Here is a 24,492-nt window from a genome sequence, read left to right on the forward strand (position 1 = left end):
AGAGGGCACCCGGCCCGGAGGTCCCCAGTGTCCGACAGCACTCCCGCGAGCAACTTCCCCGCGCGCCACATCGGCCCCGACGCGAGCGATCTCGAGCAGATCCTGCGCGTCATCGGCGTCGACAGCCTCGACGACCTGGCCCGCGCCGCGGTCCCGTCGGCCATCCTGGATCCGGCGGCCGACAACGGCCTCGGCGCCCTGCCCGCCCCGATCGACGAGCACGACGCCCTCGCCGAGCTGCGCGCCCTCGCCGACCGCAACACCGTGGACCGCACCCTGATCGGCCTCGGCTACTACGACACGCTGACCCCGCCGGTCCTGTTGCGCAACATCATCGAGAACCCGGCCTGGTACACGGCCTACACGCCGTACCAGCCCGAGATCAGCCAGGGCCGCCTCGAGGCCCTGCTCAACTTCCAGACCATGGTCTCCGACCTCACCGGCATGGAGATCGCCAACAGTTCCATGCTCGACGAGGCGACCGCCGCCGCCGAGGCCATGACCCTGCTGCGCCGCGCCGGCAAGTCCAAGAGCCCGCGGCTGGTCGTCGATCGCGACGTCTTCCCGCAGACCCTCGCCGTGATCGAGACCCGCGCCGAGCCGCTGGGCATCGAGGTGCTGGTCCACGACGTGACCACCGGCCTGCCCGAGGGCGAGTTCTTCGGCGTCATCCTGCAGACCCCCGGAGCCTCGGGCCGGATCGCCGACGTGCAGTCCGTGATCGACGGTGCCCACGAGCGCGGCGCGCTCGTCGCCGTGGGCGCGGACCTCCTGGCGATGACCCTGCTGACGCCTCCCGGGGAGCAGGGCGCCGACGCCTGCTTCGGCACGACGCAGCGCTTCGGCGTGCCGCTCGGCTTCGGCGGCCCGCACGCCGGCTACCTCGCGGTGCACAGCAAGCACGCGCGGCAGATCCCCGGCAGGCTCGTGGGGGTCTCCGTCGACGCCGACGGCAACCTCGCCTACCGCCTCGCCCTGCAGACCCGTGAGCAGCACATCCGCCGCGAGAAGGCCACGTCGAACATCTGCACCGCCCAGGTGCTGCTGGCCGTGCTCGCCGCGATGTACGCCTCCTACCACGGCCCCGAGGGGCTCCGGGCCATCGCGCTGCGCGTCCACGCCCGCGCCTCGGCGCTGGCCGCCGCGCTCGGCGACGCCGTCGTGCACGCCGACTTCTTCGACACCGTGCTCGTGCAGGTCCCGGGCCGTGCGGACGATGTGCTCGCCGCCGCCAAGGCCGCCGGCTACAACCTGTGGCGCGTGGACGACGACCACGTCTCCGTCGCCTTCGACGAGACGTCGACCGAGGCCGATGTCGCCGCGGTCCTCGCCGCGTTCGATGCGAGCCCGGTTCAGGCGGCCCCGTCGGACATCGAGAACCGGACCTCCGAGTTCCTGACGCACCCGGCGTTCCACGCCTACCGCACCGAGACGGCGATGCTGCGCTACCTGCGCAAGCTCTCCGACAAGGACATCGCGCTGGACCGCTCGATGATCCCGCTGGGCTCGTGCACCATGAAGCTCAACGCGACCGCCGAGATGGAGTCCATCACCTGGCCGGAGTTCTCGCGGCTGCACCCGTTCGCGCCCGCCGCGGACACCGAGGGCATCCGCGCGCTGATCGCCCAGCTGGAGGAGTGGCTGGTCGCGATCACCGGCTACGACAGCGTCTCGCTGCAGCCGAACGCCGGCTCGCAGGGCGAGTACGCGGGCCTGCTCGCGATCCGCAACTACCACCTCTCGCGCGGCGACGCGCACCGCACCGTCTGCCTGATCCCGTCGTCGGCGCACGGCACGAACGCGGCGTCGGCCGTCATGGCGGGCCTGCGCGTCGTCGTGGTGGCCTCGCGCGAGTCCGGCGACGTGGACACCGCGGACCTCAAGGAGAAGATCGCCAAGCACGCCGACGAGCTCGCGGCGATCATGATCACCTACCCGTCCACGCACGGCGTGTACGAGCACGAGGTGCGCGAGATCTGCGGCGCGGTCCACGAGGCCGGCGGGCAGGTCTACGTCGACGGTGCCAACATGAACGCGCTGGTCGGGCTCGCGCGGCCCGGCAAGTTCGGCGGCGACGTCTCGCATCTGAACCTGCACAAGACCTTCTGCATCCCGCACGGCGGCGGCGGCCCCGGCGTCGGCCCGATCGGCGTCCGCAGCCACCTCGCGCCCTTCCTGCCCGGGCACCCGCTCGAGCCCTCGCTGGGTACGGGCCCGACGATCTCGGCCGCGCCCTTTGGCAGCGCCTCGATCCTCCCGATCACGTGGGCGTACATCCGGATGATGGGCGCCTCGGGGCTGCGCAACGCGACGCTGACCGCGATCGCCTCCGCGAACTACATCGCGGCGCGCCTGAACGACTCGTTCCCGGTGCTCTACACGGGCGAGAACGGCCGCGTGGCGCACGAGTGCATCCTCGACGTGCGCGGCATCTCGAAGGAGACCGGCGTCTCCATCGACGACGTCGCGAAGCGCCTGGCCGACTACGGTTTCCATGCGCCGACGATGAGCTTCCCCGTCGCGGGCACGCTGATGGTGGAGCCCACGGAGAGCGAGTCGCTCGGCGAGATCGACGAGTTCTGCGACGCGATGATCGCCATCCGCGCGGAGATCGCCCGCGTGGCGTCGGGGGAGTGGCCGGTGGACGACAATCCGCTGCGCGGCGCCCCGCACACCGCGGAGTGCCTTGTCACCGAGTGGGATCACCCCTACTCGCGTGAGACCGCTGTCTACCCGCAGGGCCTGCCGTCGGGCGGCGCGCGCGCGAAGGTGTGGCCGTCGGTCCGTCGCATCGACGGGGTCTACGGCGACCGCAATCTCGTGTGCTCCTGCCCGCCGATCGAGGCGTTCGCCGAGTAGGTACCCGCCGGCACCGGCGCGTCCGGAAGCGGGCCTGTCGATCCGCGAGGCCCGGAACCCGGGTCACGACCGCCGGCGCGTGGCGGAGGCCAGCTCGGTCGATTCGAGCGCCGCGATCAGCGTCCGCGCGTCGTGCGGACCGCGGTGCCGGACCCCGTTGAGGAAGAAGGTCGGGGTGCCGCGGGCACCGCTGTCGTGCGCACTGCGCAGATGTCGCCGGATCAGCTCGGCGACTTCGGGGTCGGCGACGGCGGCGTCGTACTGGTCCAGGTCCAGCCCGATCTCCTCGGCGTACCGTCGGAGGTCCTCGGGTTCCTGATGGTCCTGGTGGGTGAACAGCATGTCGTGCATGTGCCAGAAGGCGCCCTGCTGGGCGGCCGCCTCGGCCGCGATCGCCGCGCGGAAGGCGTGCGGGTGCACGTCCTCGAGGGGCAGGTGGCGCACCACGTACCGGATGTCGTCGCCGAAGTGCTCCTGAAGGTCCCGGCCCATACCGGTGGCCCGGGCGCAGAACGGGCACTCGAAGTCGAGGTATTCGACCACGGTGTACGGGGCGTCGGGCTCGCCGATCGCGTGGTCGCTGCCGTGTACCGCGGGGTCCAGCGTGACCGGCAGGTCGGCCGACGTCTCGCCCCACCGCACCCGCGCGAGACGGAACACCGCCCAGCCCAGGAGCAGGGAGAGCACCATCGCGATGAGGACTCCGGCTGTCGCCGCCTGGGCCTGCCGTTCGTCGTCGAAGGCGAGCGAGATGATCAGCAGGGCCATCGTGAAGCCGATCCCGGACAGTGCCGCGCCGCCGAGGACGCTGCCCCGACCGACACCGTCGGGCAGCTTCCCGAGCCCGAAGCGCACGGAGAGCCACGTGCCCGCCGAGATCCCGACGAACTTGCCCAGAACCAGGCCCGCGACCACGGCCCACGTGATCGGCGAACGCAGCGCGTCGCCGAGGCCGTCGCCGCGGAGGTCGATGCCCGCGTTGGCGAGGGCGAAGATCGGGACCACGACCAGTGACACCACGCCGCGCAGCGACTCGTGCATCCGCTCGTTGACGGAGATGGATCGACGCACGCCGCTCGTCACGATCCGCGCCGCGCCGGCGGCGGGCGCCTGCCAGTAGTCGCGGAAGAGGTGCTTGGCCGCGACGACGTCCGCGCGGTCCGGGTTCGCCGACGGGATCATCAGCCCGGCGGCCATCCCGATGAGGGAGGGGTGCACGCCGGACTTGATCGTCGCCGCCCAGATGAGCACGATCAGCAGGACGTACGGGCCGCTGCGCCACTGCCCGCTCCGCCCGACGAGCCACAGGAGCACGAGGCCCGCGAGCGCGATGCCCAGGGCGGTGAAGTTCAGGTCCTCGGTGTAGACGGTGCCGATGATCGCGACGGCGAGGAAGTCGTCGACGACGGTGAGTGTCAGCAGGAAGACCCGCAGCTGGCTGGACATCCGCGGGCCGAGGATCGCGAGCATGCCGAGGAGGAAGGCCGTGTCGGTGCCCACGACGACGCCCCATCCCGACGGTGCGGTGCCACCGGCGATCGCGAGGTAGATCAGGGCGGGGAGCGCGACGCCGGCGAGGCCCGCGACCAGCGGGACCATCGCCCTGCTGCGGTCCCGGAGCGAGCCGACGGCGAATTCCTGCCGAACCTCCAGGCCGATGAGGAAGAAGAACACGACCATCAGGCCGTCGTTGATCCAGTGATGCAGGTTCATGTCGAACCGCAGGCCGCCGATGTCCACGCTGATCGGCGTCTCCCAGAGGTGGAAGTAGGCGTCGGAGAGCGGCGAGTTCGCCCACAGGAGCGCGATCAGTGAGACGACGACCAGCAGCAGTGCGCTTCCGGACTCGGTGCGCAGCTTCTCGACCGCCGTGTCGGCCCACGCACTCAGCCGACGGTCGGGCACATCGGTGGTGGACATGTCGGACACCCTACGGCGGAACCGGTGTCACGGCCTGCCGGTCCCGCGACGCGAGCGTGCCCACCTCCTCAGGAGGTGGGCACGTGTCGTCGATCGGTGTCAGCCCTGGGGCGGAGTGCCGGGAGCGGCTTCGCCGGAGGGTGGAGTGGCCCCACCGGCGGGCGGGGTGGCGCCGCCGGCGGGCGGCGTTGCACCGCCGGCGGACGGGTTCGCGCCGCCGGTCACGTCCTTGACCTTGTTCACCGCCTGATCGATCTTGTCCTCGTGGCCGGCGAACTTGCCCTTCGCCGCACTACCCGCCTTGTCGATCACCTTGTTGACCTGGTCGGGGTTCTTGCCGAGCAGTTCCTTGATCTTGTCGAGAAGCGCCATGATGCAACCTTCCGATGGACTCGTTCGCTGACCGCCGTCGCTCCTGCTTCACCGCGACGGCCCGCGGCTGTGTTCCTCGTTCACCGTATCCGAGATCGGGGGTGCCGCCGAGGTCTCGATCGCTCCGATTCCAGACGACGGGGCCCATATGTGGCGAAACCGTGCTCGCGTGCTGGCGTACTCGGAGACGTCTGTGCGGCTTGGTGCCCGCCCGCGGCGGGCACCGGGGCGGCGCGCGCGGCGAGCTCGAGCGCCGGTATTGCCGACCGGACGTCCGTTCGAACGACGCTCGAACAAATATGGCGTGAACGTTCGAACGAGCGTAGAATCGAAGGATGACGATGCCGGCCGGGGTGAGCAACCTACCTGGGGGAATGATCCCCGCGGGGCTCATCGGCGCGGCTGGTCAGGAGCGTGCGGTCGCCGAGGTATTGTTCGAACAACGTCGATGCGAGAGCCTCGCGTACTGCCGGACGATGACGGCCGTGTACGCCCTGCATCGGGTGATGTACGCCGACGACGAGGCGGAGTACCTGGCCCGGCCGGGGGACTTCGCGGAGGCGCTGGAGGCCCGACGGAGACTCACCGCGGCAGGCGTGGCGTTGGAGGCGCAGGTCTCGACGCTGCTGCGGCTGGGGTCGACAGCCGCCCGGATCGCGATCGAGACGGCGATCGGCCTCGTCGAGCGGTTGCCCAAGGTGTTCGCGTTGATCGGGGAGAACGTGATCTCGCCCAAGGCGGGGGAGGCGGCGCTGCATCGGTCCCGGGCCCTCGACGGGGAGCAGGTGCGCCGGTTCGACGAACTCCTCGCCGACCGGCTGACGATGGACTACGAGGTGCTCTCACTCCCCGCGTTGCGGGAGGCTGCCGACCTGATCGTCGATCAGATCGATGCGGAGGCGGCCGAACGGCGGCGCCGCGCGGCGATCGAGGACCGGAGGGTGAGCTTCCGTCCCGAGCAGGACGGCATGGCCGCGGTGTTCGCCCTCATGCCGGCAGAGGATGTGCGCGAGGTGGAGGCGCGGGTCGACCACGTCGCGGGCACCGTGTGCGACGCCGATCCGCGGACGCCGGCGCAGCGTCGCGCTGACGGCTGGGTCCAGCTCACCCGGGGATACGGCACCCTCGGCTGCCATTGCGAGACGCCCGACTGTCGTTATCGCGAGGCGCGTTTCCACGGCGAGCCGGATGCGGATGGCGTGATCACCCGATTCGTGACGATGATCAACGTCGTCATCAACGAGCGTGACCTCCCTGCGCCGGACGGCGGTTCCGATCATGGGGCGGCGCTCGCTACCGATGCGCGGGGTGGTTTCGGGTATCTGGTCGGGCACGGACCGATCACCGGCGACCACGCGCGCGAACTCGCTGCTCGCGAGGACGCGAGGATCCGCCCCTTCGGACAGAGGCTCGACGAAACGGAGATCGCTGAACATCAGCCCTCGGGACGGACAGAGCGCGAGCAGACCTCTGTTCCCGCAGCGGACTTCGATGGTCCGCGCGGGAGGTTGGACTTCGCGGTCGTGTGGGCGGACATCGTCGTCCGGCTCGAAGGTCATGAGGGTCCGGGTCAGGGTGACGGGACGTGGTTCGGCGGAGGCCCGCCGCCCCCGGACGGGCCACCACCCGACGCTCCGCCGCCCGACGCTCCGCCGCCCGACGGGCCGCCGCCCGACGGGCCGCCGCCTGGTCCCGATGACGACCCCGGTCTCTGGCGCGCGCCTCCGAACATCGGTGTGGACACCGAGGTCGACGCGTGCGACGCGGGTGGTGCCGGTGCAGTGGTGTCCGCGCGCGGGAGCCACGGATATCGGCCGTCGGCGGACCTGCGGCGGTACCTACGACTGGTCTTCCCGCGGTGCGTGTTTCCCTACTGCACCCGTCCAGCGACGCGGGCGCAGCTCGACCATCGGCGCGAGTACGACCACCGCGACCCGGAACTCGGTGGCGCTACCTCGGTGGAGCAGCTGCAGCCGCTGTGCACCGCACACCATCAGCTCAAGACCGCGGGTGGGTGGATCGACGCGCGCCTGCCCGACGGCCGGATCCTGTGGACTTCGCCGGACGGACGTCGCTACATCGTCGACCCCAGCGGCACCGTCCTCGCACTGTTCCCCGACCTGAAGCGCGTGCGCTGGACTCTGCCCGACAGCACCGAAGAATCGAACCGCCGCAAGCACACCCCACCGCCGGGAGGTCGCACGCGCCTCCAACGCGAACACGCGCGCCGCGAGCGCCTACGGCAGCGCAACGTCGCCGCGATGGAGGAGGAGCTCGCCCGCGCGAACACTCCCATCAGCACGATCGAGGAGCATCTCGCCGCCGCGATCGGCGAGTCCAAGTCGCCGAGCCGGACCCCGTCGTTCGACGGCCCGCCACCTTTCTGACCAGGATCCCGCGCAACCTCTAGGCGCGCCGCACGGCCCGGGGCTCGGGTACACAACGGCCTCGGTTCACCCGCATCGTCACCACTTCGGCAGGGATTCCGTCCACGGGTGGTCAGGCGGAAGCCCCACGCGCTTCTCCTGGGCGTACTCGCGATACTGCACGGGTAGGAGCACTGGCACGTCACGAGAGTCGGCGTGGAGGAAGTCCCAACGGCCCTCGTAGTCCGCGAAAACCCTCAGTGCGACCCTCGACCGATCGATGCCGGCGTTGCGTCGACCGGCAGGTATCCCCGGCTCGGTGTACCAGTGCATGTGGCTGATCCACGCAGCGGCAGCGACGTGATCGCGCGGGATCACGAAACTGCGCGGTGCGATGGATTCAGCTTCCGGGACCGCGACGAGGACGAAGTACTCGCGCTCGTGTGCACTCGGTTGCTGGCTCTTGACGCCGATCGGCCAGCTGACTCGGTTCGCCTGCTTGTACCGCGAGGTCTTGACCTGAACCTCGATCTGTCGACGATTGGTCCCAGCCGCGTGCACAGCGAGGATATCGGTCCGCTCCAGACCGTCGCGGGTCAAGGCCGGTGCCCAACCCCGGCGCGCGAGCTCGGAGGCGACGTGGTGCTCGCCGATCGTCTTGGTCTGCTTGGTGTCGGGCATGCTCGGCATTCGGTCAGGATCGATCGGCGCCCGCTACCGCCGGTTGAGGGTGTCCGCGAGGGAGATGACGGCGGCGTTCGAGGCGGGTGCGAGGGGCTCGACGGTGCCGAACTCAACTGACGTGGTCTTGGCCGGCGCGGGCTCGCCGACGACCCGGAAGCCGGCCTCGGCCAGCGGCTTCGCGTTGCCGCCCTGGGTGAGGAAGGAGACGAAGTCGGCGGCGGCGCGATCGTGCGCGTCGGTCGTGTCCTCGCGGTCGAGCACGGCCGCGGGGTAGGTGGCCGAGGCGGTCGGGCCCGCCGGGTACACCGCGACCGGGGCGGCGTTGCCGCGACCCCGCGCGAACGCGGCGAGCTGCTGCTCGGTGACCGGCACGGCGCGGATCGCGTCGCCGGGCTTGGTCAGCGCGTCGAGGGCGGCGCCGGCGGTGGTGGACTTCGGCGCGTCCTTCGCCCACCGCGCGAGCGAGCCGGTGACCACCGGGCTCTTGGCCGCCTCGTCGGACAGGGCGGCCCCCGCCGTGCGGGCGACCGCGGCGGCGACCGACTGGGCCGCGAGGTACGTCCCGTCGGCCTCCGCCCCCGTCGGCAGTGCGATCCGCAGCTGCTCCTGCTTCGCCGACAGGTCGAGCCAGCGAACCTCGTCGAAGGCCGACCGCGCCGAGCCGCGCACGGCGAGGACCACGGGCGACGAGGCGATCGACGTCGGCTGGCCGGACACCTCGGCGGGCTTGGCGGCTGCGAGCCGGGCGGTCCACTGCGTGCTCTCGGGGATCCACAGCGACGGGGCCGGGCCCAGCTTGGGGTCCCACGTGCCCGACAGCGCGTCGAGCGCGACCGGCGAGTCGATCCCCGATACCTCGATCTTCGGGCAGTAGTCCGCCGAGACGGCACCGCTCGCGTTGAAGCTCTCCGCGACCCGGCGCAGCGGGCCGACCAGGGCGGGCGCCGCCGCCACCTGCACGGCGAGGTCGCCGCGCACGCACGAGGCGGCGGCGTCGCGGCCCTCTTGCTCCGAGCGGCCCGACAGCCACACCATGGCGGCCGCCACAGCGGCGATCACGACGACGACGGCCACCGCGGCGATCAGCCAGCGCGCGACGCCACGGGAACCGGTTCCAGAACGATGTGATCCCATCGAGAGCAACCTACCCGAAGAGCCCACGCGGTGGCATAGGAGACTCCTGTGCGTTCGCGCTGGTGAAAGGCTTCGCCCCGGCGACGAACCGGGCGGCCTCGGCGCCCGCCAGCAGGGTTCCCGGGAACGGATCGCCGGCCAGGCGGCGCCCCAGACCGCGTTCCAGCAGATCCGGCACGGCGCCCGCCACCAGCACGAGGTTCCCGAATCGTCGACCCTTCAGCACCGCGGGCTCGGCCGCGATCGCCACGGAACTCCCGACGGAGTCGCCGAACACCTGCGCCACGGTCGCGGTGACGGACCGGGCGAAGGCGAGCGGCGCACCGTCGGCGATGTTGAGCGCCACCACCGCGCCGGGCGCGAGTAGCGGCGTCAGCGACGCGAAGAATTCGCGCGTGGTGAGCGCCGCCGGGGTGCGGGCCCCGGCGAAGACGTCCAGGATCAGCAGGTCGACGGTGCCGCGCATGCCCGGGGGCAGCGCGGTGGCGGCGACCGCGGCGTCGGCGCAGCGGATCTTGATCTGCTCGCGCTTCGGCAGGGGCGCGGCGGCGCGCACCGCGTCGATCAGCGCGCGATCGTTCTCCAGTACCTGCTGGCGCGAGCCGGGGCGGGTGGCGGCGATGTACCGCGGCAGCGTGAAGCCACCGCCGCCCAGGTGGACGGCGGTGATCGGCTCGCCGGCCGGTCGCGCCAGGTCCACGACGTGCCCGATCCGCCGGACGTACTCGAAGACGAGGTTCGTCGGGTCGCCGGTGTCGATGTAGCTCTGCGGCGTCCCGTCGAGAAGCACTGTGAACGCACCGGGCCGGTCGCGATCGGCTTCGATCACGACCGGCCCGGCATCGGTCACGGGGTCGGAACCGCTCAGCTGTTCGCGGCCTTGTACTCGCGACGGCGCGCGTGCAGGATCGGCTCCGTGTAGCCGTTCGGCTGCGTGCCGCCGAGCAGGATCAGGTCCTTCGCGGCCTGGAACGCGATGTTGGTGTCGAAGTCCGGCGCCAGCGGGCGGTAGTCCGGGTCACCGGCGTTCTGCTGGTCGACGACCGGAGCCATGCGCTTGAGCGCCTCGATGACCTCGTCCTCGGTGACGACGCCGTGGCGCAGCCAGTTCGCCAGCAGCTGCGAGGAGATGCGCAGGGTCGCGCGGTCCTCCATGAGGGCCACGTCGTGGATGTCCGGCACCTTCGAGCAGCCGACGCCCGCGTCGATCCAGCGGACCACGTAGCCGAGGATCGACTGCGCGCTCTCGTCCAGCTCCTCGCGCTTCTCCTCCTCCGACCAGTTCGCGTTCTTCGCGAGCGGGATGGTGAGGATGTCGTCGACCGACGCGGGATCGCGCTTGGCGATCTCGTTCTGCACCTCGAACACGTCCACCAGGTGGTAGTGCAGGGCGTGCAGGGTGGCGGCGGTGGGCGAGGGCACCCACGCGGTGGTCGCGCCGGCCTTGGGCTGGGCGATCTTCTGCTCGAGCATCGCGGCCATCAGGTCGGGCATGGCCCACATGCCCTTGCCGACCTGTGCCTTGTGCTGCAGGCCCGCGTGCAGGCCGATGTCGACGTTGCTGTCCTCGTACGCGGGGTACCAGGTCTGGCCCTTCAGCTGGCCCTTGCGGACGATGGGGCCCGCGACCATCGACGTGTGGATCTCGTCGCCGGTGCGGTCCAGGAAGCCGGTGTTGATGAACACCACGCGGTCGTTCGCGGCGGCGATCGCGGCCTTGAGGTTCACCGACGTGCGGCGCTCCTCGTCCATGATGCCCACCTTGAGGGTGAGCGCCGGCAGGCCCAGCAGCTGCTCGACGCGGGCGAAGATCTCCGCGGCGAAGGCCACCTCGTCGGGGCCGTGCATCTTGGGCTTCACGATGTACACCGAGCCGGTGCGCGAGTTCTTGATGTCGCCCGACAGGCCGTGGATCGCGATGAGCGAGGTGACGATGCCGTCGAGGATGCCCTCGCCGATCTCCTCGCCGTTCAGCAGGATCGCGTCGGTGGTCATCAGGTGGCCCACGTTGCGGACGAACAGCAGCGAGCGGCCGTGGAGCACCAGTTCGGAGCCGTCGACGGCGGTGTACACCCGGTCCGGGTTCAGGGTGCGGGTGAAGGTCTTGCCGTTCTTCGACACCTCCTCCGCGAGGTCGCCCTTGTTCAGGCCCAGCCAGTTGCGGTAGCCCACGACCTTGTCGTCGGCGTCGACGGCCGCGACCGAGTCCTCGAAGTCCATGATCGTGGTGACCGCGGACTCGACGAGCACGTCCTTGACGCCGGCGCGGTCGGTCGAGCCGATCGGGGAGGCCGCGTCGATCTGGATCTCCAGGTGGAGGCCGTTGTGGCGCAGCAGGATGCCCGACGGTGCGTCCTTCTCGCCCGTGTAGCCGACGAAGGCCGACGGGTCGGCGAGGCCGACCGAGGCGTCCTCGCTGGAGCCGGACGCGCCCTTGACGGTGGCCAGCAGTTCGGTGCCGTTGATGCGGTACTCGACGACGTCGGCGTGCGAGCCGGACTCGAGCGGCACGGCCTTGTCCAGGAAGTCCTTGGCGAAGGCGATCACCTTGTCGCCACGGACCTTGTTGTAGCCGGGCTTGCCGCCGGGCGCCTTCTCGGCGCCGTCGGCCTCCGAGATGGCGTCGGTGCCGTAGAGGGCGTCGTACAGCGAGCCCCAGCGGGCGTTCGCGGCGTTGATCGCGAAGCGGGCGTTGAGGATCGGGACCACCAGCTGCGGGCCGGCGGTCGAGGTGATCTCGGTGTCGACGTTCGCCGTGGTGATCTCGCGGTCCTCGGGGACCGGCACCAGGTAGCCGATGTCGGTGAGGAACTGCTTGTACGCGGGGAAGTCGGTGATCTCGCCCGGAGCGGCCGCGTGGTACGCGTCGATCTTCGCCTGCAGCTCGTCGCGGGTGGCGAGCAGCGCCCGATTCTTCGGGACCAGGTCGGCGATCAGCTGCGCGGCGCCCGCCCAGAAGGCGGTCTGGTCTACACCGGTGCCCGGAAGTGCCTCGTTGTTGATGAAGTCGTAGAGGACCGTTGCGACCTCGAGGCCGGCGACGGATGTCCGGGCGGTGTCAACCATGGTTGTACTTCAACCCCTTCGTAGCTACTGATAGGTAGGGATCAGGTTACTCCGCGCGCGATCGCCGCCGACGCCGGGACCACCTGGCCGAAGTCCAGTTTCACGAGCTGGTCCGCGCGGTCGAAGTACCGGTCGTCGTGGGTGATCACGACCACCGTCTTCCCGCGCGACTTCAAGTCCGCCACGATCCGGTCGTAGAAGACGGCGCGGAACCGCGGGTCCTGATCGGCGGCCCACTCGTCGAACAGGTACACCGGCCGGTCCTCGAGCAGCGCGGTCAGCAGCGCGAGCCGCTTGCGCTGCCCCGTCGAGAGGGCGAGCGTCGAGAGCTTCCCGTCCTGCACCGTGACCGCGTGCGCCAGCTCCAGGTCGTGCAGCAAGCCCCGCACCCGGTCGTCCAGGTCGTCGGCCGCCAGGCCCAGGTAGTCGTCGAACAGGTGGAAGTCCGAGAACACCGCCGTGGTGTGCTGCCGGAACCACTCCAGGTTCTGCGGGCCGATCGGCTCGCCGCCGGCGCGGATCTCGCCGATCCGCGGCGCGTACAGCCCGCAGATCAGCTTCGCCAGCGTCGACTTGCCGCTGCCGTTGCCGCCGACCACGAAGGTCACCTCGCCGGGGCGCAGCGTCAGGTCGACGGGGCCCAGGCGGAAGCCGTGCGGGACCCCGGGCGGCGGTCCCTGGGGCGGGTGCGGCGGCGGACCCCCGGGGCCGCCCGGGCCACCGGGGCCGCCGTGCGGCGGGTGCTGGCCGGGGCCGTGCTGCGGCGGTTCGGGCAGGTACTCGTAGCCGACGCCCCGCAGTTCGACGGTGCCGTCGCCGACGGGCCGCCCGTCGTAGGGGAGCACCGACTCGTCGCGCGGGGTCTCCAGTGAGAGGTCGAGGCCGCGGATCTTCGCCAGCGCGACGTCGCCGCGCAGCAGGTCGGGGATGCGGTGCATCAGGCTCTGCATGGGCATCGACAGGAACGTCGTGACCAGCACGTAGCCGATCATCGTCTCGCGCGGCAGCTCCATCGCCCGGGCGAGGACGAACAGGATGAGCACCATCGTGCCCAGCTGCAGCACCTGGCCCAGGGCCTGGCCGCCGGCGAACCGGGTGCCCGCTGCGACGTGCTTGCGGCGCAGGTCCTCGGCGGTGCCCAGCAGCTTGCGGTCCAGGAAGTCGGTGCGCCGCGCGCGGTGCAGCTTGAGCTCCTTGACCCCGTGCGTGACCTCCTGGAACGAGCCGATCAGGGCGTCGTCGAGCTCGCGGGCCCGCCGGTAGGTCTCCCGGACCCGGCGTAGCACCGTCTCCACGCAGGCGATGCCGATGAGCGTGCCGGCCACGGAGACCGCGAACAGCGTGCCCGAGACCGTCGCGAGGTAGGTCAGCGCGCCGATGATCGTCGCCAGGTCGATGCACAGTCCGGGGATGCCGGAGACCGCCATCGACAGGGAGCGGACGTCCTCGGTAAGGGTCGCCAGCAACCGGTGATCGCCGAGCCGCTCGATGTGCTCGAGCGGCGCCGCCAGTACGCGCTGCGAGAGCCGCGCCCGCAGCCGGTAGACCGCGGCCTGCGCGAGGTGCAGCAGGATCAGCTGGGAGGCGACGCCCGCCACCACCACGACGACGGCGGTCAGCACGAACTGGGTGACCGTCACCGTCGGCATCGGGCCCGGCGCGACCAGACCGTTGATGAGGGTGAGCAGGTACGCGTTCGCGCCGCCGGCCACCAGGCCCGCGACCACCGCAGCGGCGATCGCGGCCGGCGAGATCGAGAGGAGGAACTTGAAGAGCTTCATGGTGCGCTCATTCGCCGGACGGTGCGGTCGGGTCGTCGCGCACGACGTCGAAGAGGAAGCCCTCCACTGTCACGCCGGGTGCGAAGGAGAAGGCCATGCCGGTCGACGGGGCTCCCGGGGTGGGGGCGGCACCGTCGGAGCCGACCTGTGCCAGGAGGCGCTCGAGGACGAACAGCAGCGAGACGCTGAGCATGTTGCCGTGCTCGGCGAGCACGTCCCAACTCGTGCGGGAGGCCTCGTCGGGCAGGCCGAGCGCCGCGGACGCGGACTCGATGATCTTCGGGCCGCCGGGGTGGATCGCCCAGTGCGCGATGGCCTCCCGGCCCAGGCCGTTGCGGTCCAGCACCTCGTCGATCACCGGCGCCACGCCGTTCACGATGTACTGCGGCAGGGATTCCGCGAGCTCGCACGTGATGCCGTTGGCGTTGACCCCCAGGACGATCCCGTCCTCGGCACCGTCGAGCAGGTGGGTGAAGGTGTCGCGCACGACGATCCGGCCGCCGGGCAGGGGGTGCCCGACCTCGCTGGCGCCGATGACGGCGGCGCCGCAGCCGTCGGCGAAGAGACTGGAGATCACCACGTCGTTGGGATCGCCGGAGAAGACGGCGTTCACCGAGCTCAGCTCCAGGCAGATCATGAGCGACTTGCGGTCCGGGTGGGCTCGCACGTAGTCGGTGGAGACGCGCAGCGCGTTCATCGCGGCGGCGCAGCCCATGAAGTTGATGACCACGCGGCTGGTCTGCGGGGCGAGGCCGAGCGCGCGGATCACCGCGACGTCGACGCCGGGCGCGAGGAAGCCGGTGCTGGTGACGAAGACCAGCTGGCCGACGTCCTCGGGGGCGACCGCGTGCTCGGTGCCGACGCCGAGGGCCCGGCGGGCGGTGTCGATGGCGAGCGGCGCGGCGTGCTCGTAGAACAGGTCCATGCGCTCGCGGACGGTGTCCGGGCGGGTGCTGAACTCCGCGAACTCCGGGGTGAGCGGGTCGATCACCAGGTGCCGCTCCGCGACTCTGGTCTTGGCGTAGACGCGGCGGATCCGCTCGGCCTGCTTCGGATCGTCGAACCGTGCGGCCACCCGGTCCGCGGACTCGGCCTGGCCGTAGGTCTGCGCGGGCGAGCCGGTCGCGAGCGACTCGATCACCGCGACCGAGGTCGGCGGCGCGGGCGGCGCGCCCAACCAGGTCCCGGGGGCGGGAAGGGCGGTTGCTGCGACGTCGAGGGCGGGGGCGCCCTGTGTGCCGGCGTTCATGGTCATCTCCTTAAACCGTGCCGATGCCGGTGAAACCCGCGACGACGTACGAACCCGACGTCTTGAGGGCCTCCGGCGAGAAGTGCTCGCGGAAGAAGCCGTGGCCCTGCTCCTGAGCGGGCCGGGCCTTGCTGCCGAGGAAGGTACGGACCTGGTCCGGCAGGCGGTCGAAGAAGAAGCTGCGCCGGGGCAGCCACTCGACGCCGAACTTCGCGGCCTCCTCGGCCATCAGCGCCTCGGTCGCGATGTTCGCGAAGCCGCTGCGCTGGTAGGGCAGGACGTGGTGCACGCGGTGGCTGGACAGGCCGGCCGAGAGGAAGCAGTCGACGTACCGGTTGCCCGAGATCCACAGGTCGTAGGCCTGGTTGAGCTGGTTCACCGCCCAGTCCTCGGTCTCGACCTCGGGGAGTTCGTCGACGTCCGTCTCGAAGTCGTGGCTCGCGACCACCAGGAAGGTGCTCACCCACAGCACGGCCACGAACTGCGCCACCCAGGCCCACACGTCGCCCAGGAACAGGAACAGGAAGAACTCGCCGATGAGCAGTGCGCGCATCGCGAAGGCGCCGAGGAAGTGGGGGAGCGCCCCGCGCAGCGAGCCGTACATGTCCGCCACACCCACCTGGCGGGTGAGCTTGACGATCTCGAACAGCCGCATCGTCATGCCCGTCGCGGTGTGCCCGAACTTGTGCAGCGTGTGGATCGGGATCCGGTACCAGCGCGGGATGTCCATCATCATGGTGAAGACGTTCTTCTTGATGTCCACCTCGCTCTGTGTGTGCGGGTGGTGCAGTAGCGCGTGCCCGTCGGCAGTCACGAACGACAGTGCGACGTAGTTGATGTCGAAGGCGTTCACCAGCACCTTCGTCGCGCCCTTCTGCGCGCGGTGGATCGCATAGTGGCCGAAACCCGCCAGTGAGCTGCGCAGGATCACCATGAGCAGCACGAACAGCCAGATCGGCATCCACGACGGGACGCCCAGGCGGGTCGCGATGACCACCACATAGGCCACTGCCAGCGCCGCGGCGACGACGTTGAACCACCGGTCCATGCGCTTCACACGCGCCTTCATCGCCGGCTCTCGAAGCCGCGCCTTCACCGCGTGCAGCAGATCCTTCGGATCGTCGAACCGATAGCGCGGGGTGTCGCGCCAACTGTCGAATCCGTCCTTGAAGAGGAATGCCGGCGCATTGTTCTTCGGGTGCACGTCCTCGACGCGGGCGTCGCGATCGAGGGCGAACCGTTCCAGCATCTTCTCGATCTTCTCGGGATTCGCGTGGTAGGAGCCGATGATCGACGTGATGTCACGATTCTTGGACCGCCCGATGAAGAATTCCCCGCCCGGATGCTTGTTGATCCATTCCGAGAGGTCGTAGGCGCGGCCCTTGTAAACCCACACGTTGGACAACTGCGGTCCGCCTCCGGGGCCGGGTTCCCGGCCCAGATCGCGGGGCCCGGGGTCGCCGTCGGTGTCGAAATCGCGGCCACGGGGGCCGGCGGGGCGCCGACCGGGATCGCGCTCGTCGGGGCCGGAAGCGCCGTCCTGACCTGCACCGCCTCCGCGTCCCGGGTCGGTGCCGCGCTCGAGATCGCGGGGGCCGGGGTCGGCCGCGCCGCGCCCGGCCGGCGCCGGTGGCGGGGTGGAATTGATCGACACTTCTCGTTCCTCCTGAACACTGCCGGTTTCGGCGGTTGTGTAGACCGTCTCCGGTCACGCTAATGGATCGCTGAAGGTGCGCTTGCCGCTACCTTCAAGTGTCCGATTTGCCCGGAAATCGCGCAGAAGAATGCTTCGATCGGCTCCGGAATTCATGCATACTTCATCGTGAGGGCGGGGCTTCCGCCCTTTCATTCGGCTCCGGGCGGTTCCGCCCGGATAGATTCCAGGGGGGAACCCATGAACCTCAAGGCATCGCGGGCGGCTGTTGCGCTGCTCGCCGCCGGCGCGCTGGTGCTCACCGGTTGTGCTGACAAGAAGTCCGATGACGCCGGTACCACGACCGCCACCGCGGCGGCCGCGAGCGGCGCTTCGGGCTCGCCCACGGCCGCACCGTCGGTCGACGCGAGCGGCCTGCCCACGATCGAGATCGTCAAGGACGCGGCGCTGGCCACCCGGGAGACCTACTCCGAGCACCTGACGCTCGCCGTCGACAAGGGGATCCAGGGACTGCCCGTCACCAGCGTGACCGGCGACATCATCTCCTTCAAGGACACCAAGCGCGTGGCCGCGCAGGGTGACGCCAACGTCCGCGTCCAGGACAACTACGTGCAGACGAAGTTCGTCGTCATCGACGGCGTGATGTACGCCAATCTCGGCGGCGCGAAGTACCAACCGATGGGCAAGACGGGTGAGAAGGGCGTCTACGACCCGGCGATCATCCTGGACCTGGAGAAGGGCCTCGCCAAGATCCTCGACTCGGTGCAGAACCCCAAGGTCGACGGTAAGGACACCGCCAACGGGCTCAAGACCGTCAAGGTGACCGGCACCGTCGCCACCCAGGTCCTGGACCCGCTGCTGCCGCAGATCACGGACATCGCGACCCGCGGCAACGCCGGCACGTCACTGCCCATCACGCTGTGGATCGTCTTCGACCCGTCGGCGAACCCGCAGCCCAAGCCGAACGTGACGCGGATGGAGGTCAAGCTGAAGGACCTGCCCATCACGCTGAACCTCACCGAGTTCGGCAAGGACGTGAAGATCACCAAGCCGGCCACGTAGCGAGTGCTCCAGGCAAGCCGGACCTTCGGGGGGAGGTCCGGCTTCCCGCTGTCAGAAGCCCTTCGAGCGCAGGTACGCGCCCAGCGTCTCGACGCTGCCCGGGGTACGCGGGCCCTCGACCCAGCCGGCGTACGGGATCACCACGACGTTGCCCTCGCGGACCGCGGTGGTGTTCGCCATGAGCGGCTGCGAGCGCAGCTGGGTGAGCTTGGCCTCCGGCGTGTTCTCGGGCCCGACGCCGTAGTCGACGATCGCGATCACCTCCGGATCCCGCTGCGCCGCAGCCTCCCAGGACGCGGTAGTCCACGAGTCGTCGAGGTCGGCGAAGACGTTCTCGCCGCCCGCATTCTCGATGATCGCCTGCGGAGTGCCGGTGCGACCCGAGGTGAACGGGTCGGGGGAGGCGCTGTCGAACAGGAAGACCCGCGCCTTCTTCGTCGCCGGCGCGGAGGAGGTCCGGACCTTGTCGATCCGGGCGCGGTATTCGGCGATCAGCTGCTCCGCGCGCTCCGGAACCCCGAACAGGGTGCCGAGGTTCGCCAGATCGGCGAACAGCGCGTCGAGCGGCGGCATGATGCCCCGCTTCGTGCTCCCGGCCTGCCGGCAGGCCTCGGTGAGCTGGTACGGCACGGCGCCGATCCCGCGGATCCAGTCCGGCGTCACGCCCGTGGTCTCCTTGAAGCCGTAGTTCCAGCCCGCGAAGACGAAATCGGGCCGGGCCGCCTGGATGGTCTCGCGGGTGAAGGCGGTGCCGAGGCTGGGGGCGCGGTCGAAGTCGGCCTTCCACGGCGAGGTGTTGTAGTCGACGTGCTTGCCGTCGTAGGTCGTGTATCCGACGACCCGGTCGGTCAGGCCCAGCGCGAACAGGATCTCAGCAGTCCCGGTGTCGTTCACCACCACCCGGCTCGGCGGGCCCGGCACCGTCAGCGGCGCACCGCAGTTGGTGACGGTGGCGGGCGGGCCGGAGGAGGCCGACGGTGCCGTGTCCTCGACCGTCGCGCCGCAGCCGGCGAGCAGGGCGCCGCCGAGCAGCAGCAGGGGCAGGCGTTTCATGTCATCGTCCTTCGTCGAAGATCACCTGGGGAACCCCCAGGCGGGGGTGGGGCACGACGTGCGCGCCGATGTCGAAGTACTGCCGGAGCGTCGCGGGCGTGAGGATCTCCTCCGGGGTGCCGGAGCAGGCGAGCGCCCCCTCGGACAGCACGTAGAGGCGGTCGCAGTACTGCGCCGCGAGATTGAGGTCGTGGAGCACCGCGATCACCGTCACCCCCAGGTCGCGGGCGGCGCTGAGCACCGCGAACTGGTGCCGCACGTCGAGGTGGTTGGTGGGCTCGTCGAGCACCAGCACCCGAGGCTCCTGCGCGAAGGCCCGGGCGATGAGCACCCGCTGCGCCTCGCCGCCCGAGAGCGTGCCGAAGTCCCGTCGGGCCAGCTCCGTGGCACCCGCGGCGGCGAGCGCACCGTCGACCGCGCGGCGGTGCGCGACGAGGGGCACGCCCCGGCGGCGGTGCGGCAGGCGACCGGTCTCGACGATGTCGCGCGCGGTGAAGCCGATGTCGAAGGGGGCGTGCTGCATCACGGCCGCGACCTGCCGCGCGTTCTCCCCGAGGCTGATCGCCGTGACGTCCCGCCCCTCGACGGTGACGCTGCCCGTCGCCGGCCGCAGCGCCCGGTAGGCGCACCGCAGCAGCGTCGACTTGCCGCTGCCGTTGGGGCCCACGACGCCGATGAACTCGCCGGATTCCGCCGTGAGGCTGAGGTTCTCGACGATGCGCCGCCCGCCCAGCTCGACGGAGACGTCGCTGTACTCGACCCGCATCACGCGCTCCCCACGGACCTGCGGCGCATGAGCGCGATGAACAGGGGCACGCCGACGGCGGCGGTGATCGCGCCGAGCGGCAGCTCCTGCGGCGGGGCGACGGTGCGGGCCGCGATGTCGGCGAGCACGAGGAAGACCGCCCCGAGCGCGGGCGCGATCACCAGGACGCGGCGGTGGTCGGCACCCACCAGCAGCCGGGCGACGTGCGGCACGACGAGCCCGACGAAGCCGATGGCGCCGCAGACGGAGACGATGATGCCGGTCATCGCGGCGGTGAGCACGAACAGCGCGGACCGGTATCCGGACGCCGAGAGCCCGACGGAGATCGCCACCTCGTCGCCGAGGGCGAGCGCGTTGAGCTTGCGCGCGCCGTACCGCAGCGTCACCAGACCGATCGCGACCGTCACCGCGAGCAGGGCCGTCGTGCGCCAGGTCGAGGGGGAGAGGCTGCCGAACAGCCAGAACATCACCGTGCGGGCCGCGTCGCCGCGCGGCGCGAGGAAGACGAGCACCGTCGTCACCGCCGAGAAGCCGTACGCGAGGGCGGTGCCGGTGAGGACGAGCCGCAGCGGCGTGAGCCCGCCGCCGCGGTACGCGATGAGGTAGACCAGCGCCGTCGCGCCGAGCGCGCCCAGGAAGGCGGCGGTCGGCAGCGCGTACAGGCCGAGCGTGCCGAGGACGCCGAACAGGGCCACCGTCGTCGCGCCGACCGACGCGCCGGAGGAGATGCCGAGGACGTACGGGTCCGCGAGGGCGTTGCGGACCATCGCCTGGACCGCGACGCCGATCGCGCTGAGCCCCGCGCCCACGATCGCGGCGCTGAGTACCCGGGGGATCCGCGAATCGGCGACGATCCGGTAGTGGGTGGCGTGCTCGGCGTCGATGACGCCGCCGGTGAGGAAGGCCCAGACGTAGCGGGTGGAGTCCTGCCAGGGGATGCGGACGGTGCCCAGCAGCACGCCCAGCCACATCGCGGCGATCAGCGCGATCAGCAAGCAGGCCAACAGCACTGCCACACGGCGCGACGAGACCACTCGCACTCCGCGACTCCCCTCGGGTCGGTGAGCACCGCCCGGCTCCGGGCGGTCGCGAGGGCAGGTATCGGGCTCGCACGCACTGCGCGTGTCACCGTTGCGGGGCAGCCCCGGTTTCGCACCGGGTTCCCTCTTGCGCCGCGGGCTCGCGCCCGCGGACCGTCGCTGGGAGGGAAGTCTAGGCGGGCGATGCGGGCATATCGGCGGCGGGCTGCTCACCGGGCCGTTCGGCGGGCCAGGCGCGGACCACGGCGAGCAGGCGCTCGCGGATCGGGGTGGCGCGCTCGGCGAGCGCTACCTGCTGCCGGACGTACTCGCGCCGGCCGTCGGGGGTCTCGATCGCGATCGGCGCGAAGCCGTAGCCGGCCAGGTCGTACGGGCTCGCCCGCATGTCCAGCTCCCGGGCGTCCCGGGCCAGGTCGAAGGCGTCCGCCACCAGGTCCGACGGTGCGCCCGGCGCCAGCTTGAAGGCCCACTTGTAGAGGTCCATCCCGGCGTGCAGGCAGCCGGGCTGCTCGGAGGCGACCTGCGACGCACGGGTCAGGCGGGTGACGTTGCGGGGCGCGGCGTCGGGGGTGAAGAACCGGAAGGCGTCGTAGTGGGTGCAGCGCAGGCTCCCGGCGCGGACCACCTCGTCGGTGCCCTCCGGCCCGAGGCGCAGCGGCACCGGGTGGCGCGCCTGATCCGCCTCGCGGTAGACCATGGCCCATTCGTGCAGGCCGAAGCAGCCGAACACCGGGGCCCGAGACGCGGTGGCCGCCAGGAGGTCCTCGACGTACGCCGCGGTGCCGGCGCGTTTGGCCAGCGTCGCCGGGTCCAGCCGGACCCGGGTCCCGTCGACGAGGTAGCCGCGAACGCCCTCGAAGTCGGCCGCCGCGCGCGGGCCGTCGAGCTCGGTGCCGAGCCCCGGGTGCCACCGCAGCAGGTGCGCCGGGCGGTGGCCGTAGTACGTGAACAGGAAGTCCCAGACGGGGTGCTTCTCGCCGCGGGCGGCCCGGCGGCGGTGCGCCTCGACGAAGGGCTCCAGCCGCGCGCGGTGGTCCGCCGCGCGAGCGGTCCACTCGGCGTCGCTGAGCACCGTCACACCCGGTGCGTCCCGTCCCGCACGGTGCCGACGAACTCCTCGACCACGTCCTCCAGCGCCACGATGCCGATCGTCCGGCCGTGGTCGTCGGCGACGGCGGCGAGGTGCCCGCCGAGGCGGCGCAGGTCGCCGGCAGCCTGGTCCAGCGACAGGCTCCCGTCGACCACGGGCAGCGGGCGGATGCGGCTCGCGCCGATCACCGACTCCGGGCCCACGGCGGCGTCCATGATGTCGGGCAGCACGTCCTTGACGTGCAGGTAGCCCGTGAACGCGCCGGAGCTGCTGCGCACCGGGTAGCGGGAGTAGCCGGTCTCGGCGACGGCGGACTCGATGTCGCCGAGGGTCGGACCCCAGACCCCGTTCACGCCCTGCACGGCCTGGAGCCCGCGGATCTCGGTGAGCGGGATCGCGACGTCGGCGACGGTGCGGCGCGAGGTCTGCAGCGCGCGGGTCAGGCGGACCCGCTCCTCGGCGTCGATGAGGCCCTCGTCGTGCGACTCGGCGATGAGCACGCTCAGTTCGCCGGCGGAGACGGTGCTGTCCAGCTCGTCGCGCGGCTCCACGCCGCCCGCGCGCAGCACCAGCGTCGCCAGCCAGTTGTAGACCGCGATCAGCGGCCGCACCAGGCGGACGAAGGCCACGTGCGGCGGTACGAGGAGCATGGCCGCGGCCTCGGGCCCGGCGAGCGCGATGTTCTTCGGCACCATCTCGCCGAGCAGGATGTGCAGCACCACGACCAGCCCCAGGGAGACGGTGAAGGAGATGGGGTGCAGCAGCGCCTCGGGCACGTGCGCCCAGCCCAGCGGCTTCTCCAGCAGGTGCGCGATGGCGGGCTCGCCGACCTTACCGAGCAGGATCGAGCAGATCGTGATGCCGAGCTGGCAGCCCGCCAGCATGAGCGAGAGGTTCTCCGACGCCTTGATCACGGCCTTCGCGCTCGACCGGCCCTGCTCCACGAGCGCCTCGAGCCGGTCGCGGCGGGCGGCGATGAGGGCGAACTCGGCCGCGACGAAGAAGGCGTTCGCGGCGAGCAGCAGCACGGTCAGGGCGACGCCCAGGAGGTCACTCATGGGTCACCTCCACGAGGTCGACGCGGCGGCCGTCCATCCGGGCGACGCGCGCCGACCACTGCGGCGCCTGGGACTCGTCGTCGTCGAGCGACGGGTGGTTCGGCAGCGGGACGCGGTCGCCGACCGCGGGGATGCGGCCGAGGAGGAACATCACCAGGCCGCCGAGGGTGTCGTAGTCGCCCTCGGGGGCGCGGTAGCCGGTGTCGCGCTCGAGCTCGTCGATGCGGAGCAGGCCGGAGCACAGGAAGCCGTCGTCCGTGCGCTGCACGTCGACCGGCTCGTTCGCGTCGTGCTCGTCGCGCACGTCGCCCACGATCTCCTCGATGAGGTCCTCGACGGTGACGATGCCGGCGGAGCCGCCGTACTCGTCGACGACGAGCGCCATCTGCAGGCCGTTGGCCCGCAGCTGCTCCATCAGGGCGTCGCCGTCGAGCGTCGCGGGCACGACGGGGGCGGTGGTCGCGATCTCGGCGACGGTCACCGTCGCGCGACGGTCCGCCGGCACCGTCAACGCCTGCTTCACGTGCACCAGCCCGACCGTGTCGTCCAGATCGCCCCGGACCACCGGGAACCGGGAGCGACCGGACTCGATCGACAGCGCCACCAGGTCGGCGACGGTGTCGTCGGCGTCCAGCGAGTGGATCCGCTGCCGCGGCGTCATGAGCTCCTCCGCGGTGAGCTCGCCGAACTCGAGGCTGCGGCCCACGAGCTCGGCCGTCATCTCGTCGATCGCGCCCTGCGCGGCCGAGTTGCGCACGAGCGCACTGAGTTCCTGCGCCGACCGCGCCGAGCTCAGCTCCTCCGCGGGCTCGATGCCCAGCCGGCGGACCAGCGCGTTCGCCGAGCGGTTGAGGAAGGAGATGGCGAACCGGAACGTCGAGGAGAACAGGGACTGCGCGCCCGCGGTGAGCCGCGCGGTCTGCAGCGGGCGGGCGATCGCGAGGTTCTTCGGCGCGAGCTCGCCCAGCACCATCGACAGCGAGGTCGCGATGACCAGGGCCAGGATCAACGTCAGCGCCCCGGACCAGACGCCGGGCATGCCCGTCCATTCCAGCGCGGGGCGCAGGAACTTCGAGAGCACCGGCTCGGCCAGGTAGCCCGTGACCAGGGTGGTGATCGTGATGCCCAGCTGGGCGCCGGACAGCTGGAAGGAGAGGGTGCGGTGCGCGTTCTGCACCTGCTTGGATCGGCGGTCCCCGCGATCGCGGACGTCCGCGTCGATCGTGGACCGCTCGAGCGCGGTCAGCGAGAACTCCGCGGCCACGAAGAGTGCCGTGCCGACGGTCAGCGCGAGGAATCCGACGACCGCGCCGATCGTGATCAGCGCGCTAGACATCG

General features: G+C 71.1%; 18 protein-coding genes and 1 riboswitch. Of the genes, 3 read left to right on the forward strand and 15 right to left on the reverse strand.

Annotation, left to right across the window (positions count from 1 at the left end):
- Positions 1-27 precede the first annotated feature (27 nt).
- Entirely contained in the window at positions 28-2,859 is a 2,832-nt protein-coding gene (gene gcvP / locus ACM9LD_RS18860) for an aminomethyl-transferring glycine dehydrogenase (protein WP_415678090.1), read from the forward strand.
- A 63-nt stretch (positions 2,860-2,922) separates the two neighbouring features.
- On the opposite strand, the gene nhaA is transcribed toward gcvP, so the two are convergent.
- Entirely contained in the window at positions 2,923-4,779 is a 1,857-nt protein-coding gene (nhaA, locus tag ACM9LD_RS18865) for a Na+/H+ antiporter NhaA (protein WP_415678091.1), read from the reverse strand.
- A 99-nt stretch (positions 4,780-4,878) separates the two neighbouring features.
- The gene (locus ACM9LD_RS18870) at positions 4,879-5,151 is read right to left on the reverse strand and encodes an antitoxin (RefSeq protein WP_415678092.1); all 273 of its coding nucleotides are present in this window, start codon (positions 5,149-5,151) and stop codon (positions 4,879-4,881) included.
- 476 nt (positions 5,152-5,627) lie between these two features.
- On the opposite strand from ACM9LD_RS18870, the gene ACM9LD_RS18875 reads away from it, so the two are divergent.
- Positions 5,628-7,538 (forward strand): HNH endonuclease signature motif containing protein, encoded by a 1,911-nt coding sequence (locus ACM9LD_RS18875; protein WP_415678093.1) that lies wholly within the window; start codon positions 5,628-5,630, stop codon positions 7,536-7,538.
- 78 nt (positions 7,539-7,616) lie between these two features.
- On the opposite strand, the gene ACM9LD_RS18880 is transcribed toward ACM9LD_RS18875, so the two are convergent.
- The 7 genes from ACM9LD_RS18880 to ACM9LD_RS18910 are packed head-to-tail and all read right to left on the reverse strand — an operon-like array spanning position 7,617 to position 16,872.
- Positions 7,617-8,207, reverse strand: coding sequence for a hypothetical protein (locus ACM9LD_RS18880; RefSeq protein WP_415678094.1), 591 nt, complete (start codon positions 8,205-8,207; stop codon positions 7,617-7,619).
- Positions 8,208-8,231: 24 nt separating this feature from the next.
- Positions 8,232-9,335 carry a hypothetical protein gene (locus ACM9LD_RS18885; protein WP_415678095.1) on the reverse strand — a complete coding sequence of 368 codons (1,104 nt, stop codon included), beginning with the start codon at positions 9,333-9,335 and terminating at the stop codon, positions 8,232-8,234.
- A 10-nt stretch (positions 9,336-9,345) separates the two neighbouring features.
- Positions 9,346-10,164: a spermidine synthase gene (locus ACM9LD_RS18890; RefSeq protein ID WP_415678096.1), complete on the reverse strand. Its 819-nt coding sequence runs from the start codon at positions 10,162-10,164 to the stop codon at positions 9,346-9,348.
- Between the two features lie 35 nt (positions 10,165-10,199).
- Positions 10,200-12,401, reverse strand: a complete 2,202-nt coding sequence (locus ACM9LD_RS18895) for a malate synthase G (RefSeq protein ID WP_415678097.1) — start codon at positions 12,399-12,401, stop codon at positions 10,200-10,202.
- A 41-nt stretch (positions 12,402-12,442) separates the two neighbouring features.
- The gene (locus ACM9LD_RS18900; RefSeq protein ID WP_415678098.1) at positions 12,443-14,182 is read right to left on the reverse strand and encodes an ATP-binding cassette domain-containing protein; all 1,740 of its coding nucleotides are present in this window, start codon (positions 14,180-14,182) and stop codon (positions 12,443-12,445) included.
- A 7-nt stretch (positions 14,183-14,189) separates the two neighbouring features.
- Complete coding sequence (locus ACM9LD_RS18905; protein ID WP_415678099.1) at positions 14,190-15,431, reverse strand: type III polyketide synthase; 1,242 nt, start codon at positions 15,429-15,431, stop codon at positions 14,190-14,192.
- 10 nt (positions 15,432-15,441) lie between these two features.
- The gene (locus tag ACM9LD_RS18910; RefSeq protein ID WP_415678157.1) at positions 15,442-16,872 is read right to left on the reverse strand and encodes a fatty acid desaturase; all 1,431 of its coding nucleotides are present in this window, start codon (positions 16,870-16,872) and stop codon (positions 15,442-15,444) included.
- A gap of 453 nt (positions 16,873-17,325) precedes the next feature.
- Between ACM9LD_RS18910 and ACM9LD_RS18915 the strand changes: the two genes are divergently transcribed.
- Positions 17,326-18,147 (forward strand): LppX_LprAFG lipoprotein, encoded by an 822-nt coding sequence (locus ACM9LD_RS18915; protein WP_415678100.1) that lies wholly within the window; start codon positions 17,326-17,328, stop codon positions 18,145-18,147.
- Between the two features lie 51 nt (positions 18,148-18,198).
- Here ACM9LD_RS18915 and ACM9LD_RS18920 read toward each other — a convergent pair whose 3' ends face one another.
- The 6 genes from ACM9LD_RS18920 to ACM9LD_RS18945 form a co-directional block, all read right to left on the reverse strand.
- Complete coding sequence (locus ACM9LD_RS18920; protein ID WP_415678101.1) at positions 18,199-19,200, reverse strand: ABC transporter substrate-binding protein; 1,002 nt, start codon at positions 19,198-19,200, stop codon at positions 18,199-18,201.
- Position 19,201: 1 nt separating this feature from the next.
- Positions 19,202-19,966: an ABC transporter ATP-binding protein gene (locus ACM9LD_RS18925; RefSeq protein WP_415678102.1), complete on the reverse strand. Its 765-nt coding sequence runs from the start codon at positions 19,964-19,966 to the stop codon at positions 19,202-19,204.
- Positions 19,966-20,982 carry a FecCD family ABC transporter permease gene (locus ACM9LD_RS18930; protein WP_462933954.1) on the reverse strand — a complete coding sequence of 339 codons (1,017 nt, stop codon included), beginning with the start codon at positions 20,980-20,982 and terminating at the stop codon, positions 19,966-19,968. Before ACM9LD_RS18930 ends, ACM9LD_RS18925 begins: the two co-directional genes overlap by 1 nt.
- A gap of 60 nt (positions 20,983-21,042) precedes the next feature.
- A riboswitch (cobalamin riboswitch) is annotated at positions 21,043-21,179 on the reverse strand.
- Entirely contained in the window at positions 21,179-22,084 is a 906-nt protein-coding gene (locus ACM9LD_RS18935) for a 3-methyladenine DNA glycosylase (protein WP_415678103.1), read from the reverse strand. It overlaps the preceding riboswitch by 1 nt.
- Positions 22,081-23,154 (reverse strand): hemolysin family protein, encoded by a 1,074-nt coding sequence (locus ACM9LD_RS18940; protein ID WP_415678104.1) that lies wholly within the window; start codon positions 23,152-23,154, stop codon positions 22,081-22,083. Before ACM9LD_RS18940 ends, ACM9LD_RS18935 begins: the two co-directional genes overlap by 4 nt.
- Entirely contained in the window at positions 23,147-24,490 is a 1,344-nt protein-coding gene (locus tag ACM9LD_RS18945) for a hemolysin family protein (protein ID WP_415678105.1), read from the reverse strand. The genes ACM9LD_RS18940 and ACM9LD_RS18945 overlap by 8 nt, the downstream gene beginning before the upstream one ends.
- Between the last annotated feature and the right edge of the window lie 2 nt (positions 24,491-24,492).

The sequence above is a fragment of the Tsukamurella hominis genome (assembly GCF_965137015.1).
Taxonomy (GTDB): domain Bacteria; phylum Actinomycetota; class Actinomycetes; order Mycobacteriales; family Mycobacteriaceae; genus Tsukamurella; species Tsukamurella hominis.

Bases quoted from the DNA above. Each gene is read 5' to 3' on its own strand.
- ACM9LD_RS18880 (WP_415678094.1), bottom strand. From the start codon at position 8,207: ATGCCGAGCATGCCCGACACCAAGCAGACCAAGACGATCGGCGAGCAC.
- ACM9LD_RS18905 (WP_415678099.1), bottom strand. From the start codon at position 15,431: ATGAACGCCGGCACACAGGGCGCCCCCGCCCTCGACGTCGCAGCAACC.
- ACM9LD_RS18875 (WP_415678093.1), top strand. From the start codon at position 5,628: ATGACGGCCGTGTACGCCCTGCATCGGGTGATGTACGCCGACGACGAG.
- ACM9LD_RS18900 (WP_415678098.1), bottom strand. From the start codon at position 14,182: ATGAAGCTCTTCAAGTTCCTCCTCTCGATCTCGCCGGCCGCGATCGCC.
- ACM9LD_RS18920 (WP_415678101.1), bottom strand. From the start codon at position 19,200: ATGAAACGCCTGCCCCTGCTGCTGCTCGGCGGCGCCCTGCTCGCCGGC.
- nhaA (WP_415678091.1), bottom strand. From the start codon at position 4,779: ATGTCCACCACCGATGTGCCCGACCGTCGGCTGAGTGCGTGGGCCGAC.
- ACM9LD_RS18885 (WP_415678095.1), bottom strand. From the start codon at position 9,335: ATGGGATCACATCGTTCTGGAACCGGTTCCCGTGGCGTCGCGCGCTGG.
- ACM9LD_RS18870 (WP_415678092.1), bottom strand. From the start codon at position 5,151: ATGGCGCTTCTCGACAAGATCAAGGAACTGCTCGGCAAGAACCCCGAC.
- ACM9LD_RS18915 (WP_415678100.1), top strand. From the start codon at position 17,326: ATGAACCTCAAGGCATCGCGGGCGGCTGTTGCGCTGCTCGCCGCCGGC.
- ACM9LD_RS18945 (WP_415678105.1), bottom strand. From the start codon at position 24,490: ATGTCTAGCGCGCTGATCACGATCGGCGCGGTCGTCGGATTCCTCGCG.
- ACM9LD_RS18940 (WP_415678104.1), bottom strand. From the start codon at position 23,154: ATGAGTGACCTCCTGGGCGTCGCCCTGACCGTGCTGCTGCTCGCCGCG.
- ACM9LD_RS18895 (WP_415678097.1), bottom strand. From the start codon at position 12,401: ATGGTTGACACCGCCCGGACATCCGTCGCCGGCCTCGAGGTCGCAACG.
- ACM9LD_RS18925 (WP_415678102.1), bottom strand. From the start codon at position 19,966: ATGCGGGTCGAGTACAGCGACGTCTCCGTCGAGCTGGGCGGGCGGCGC.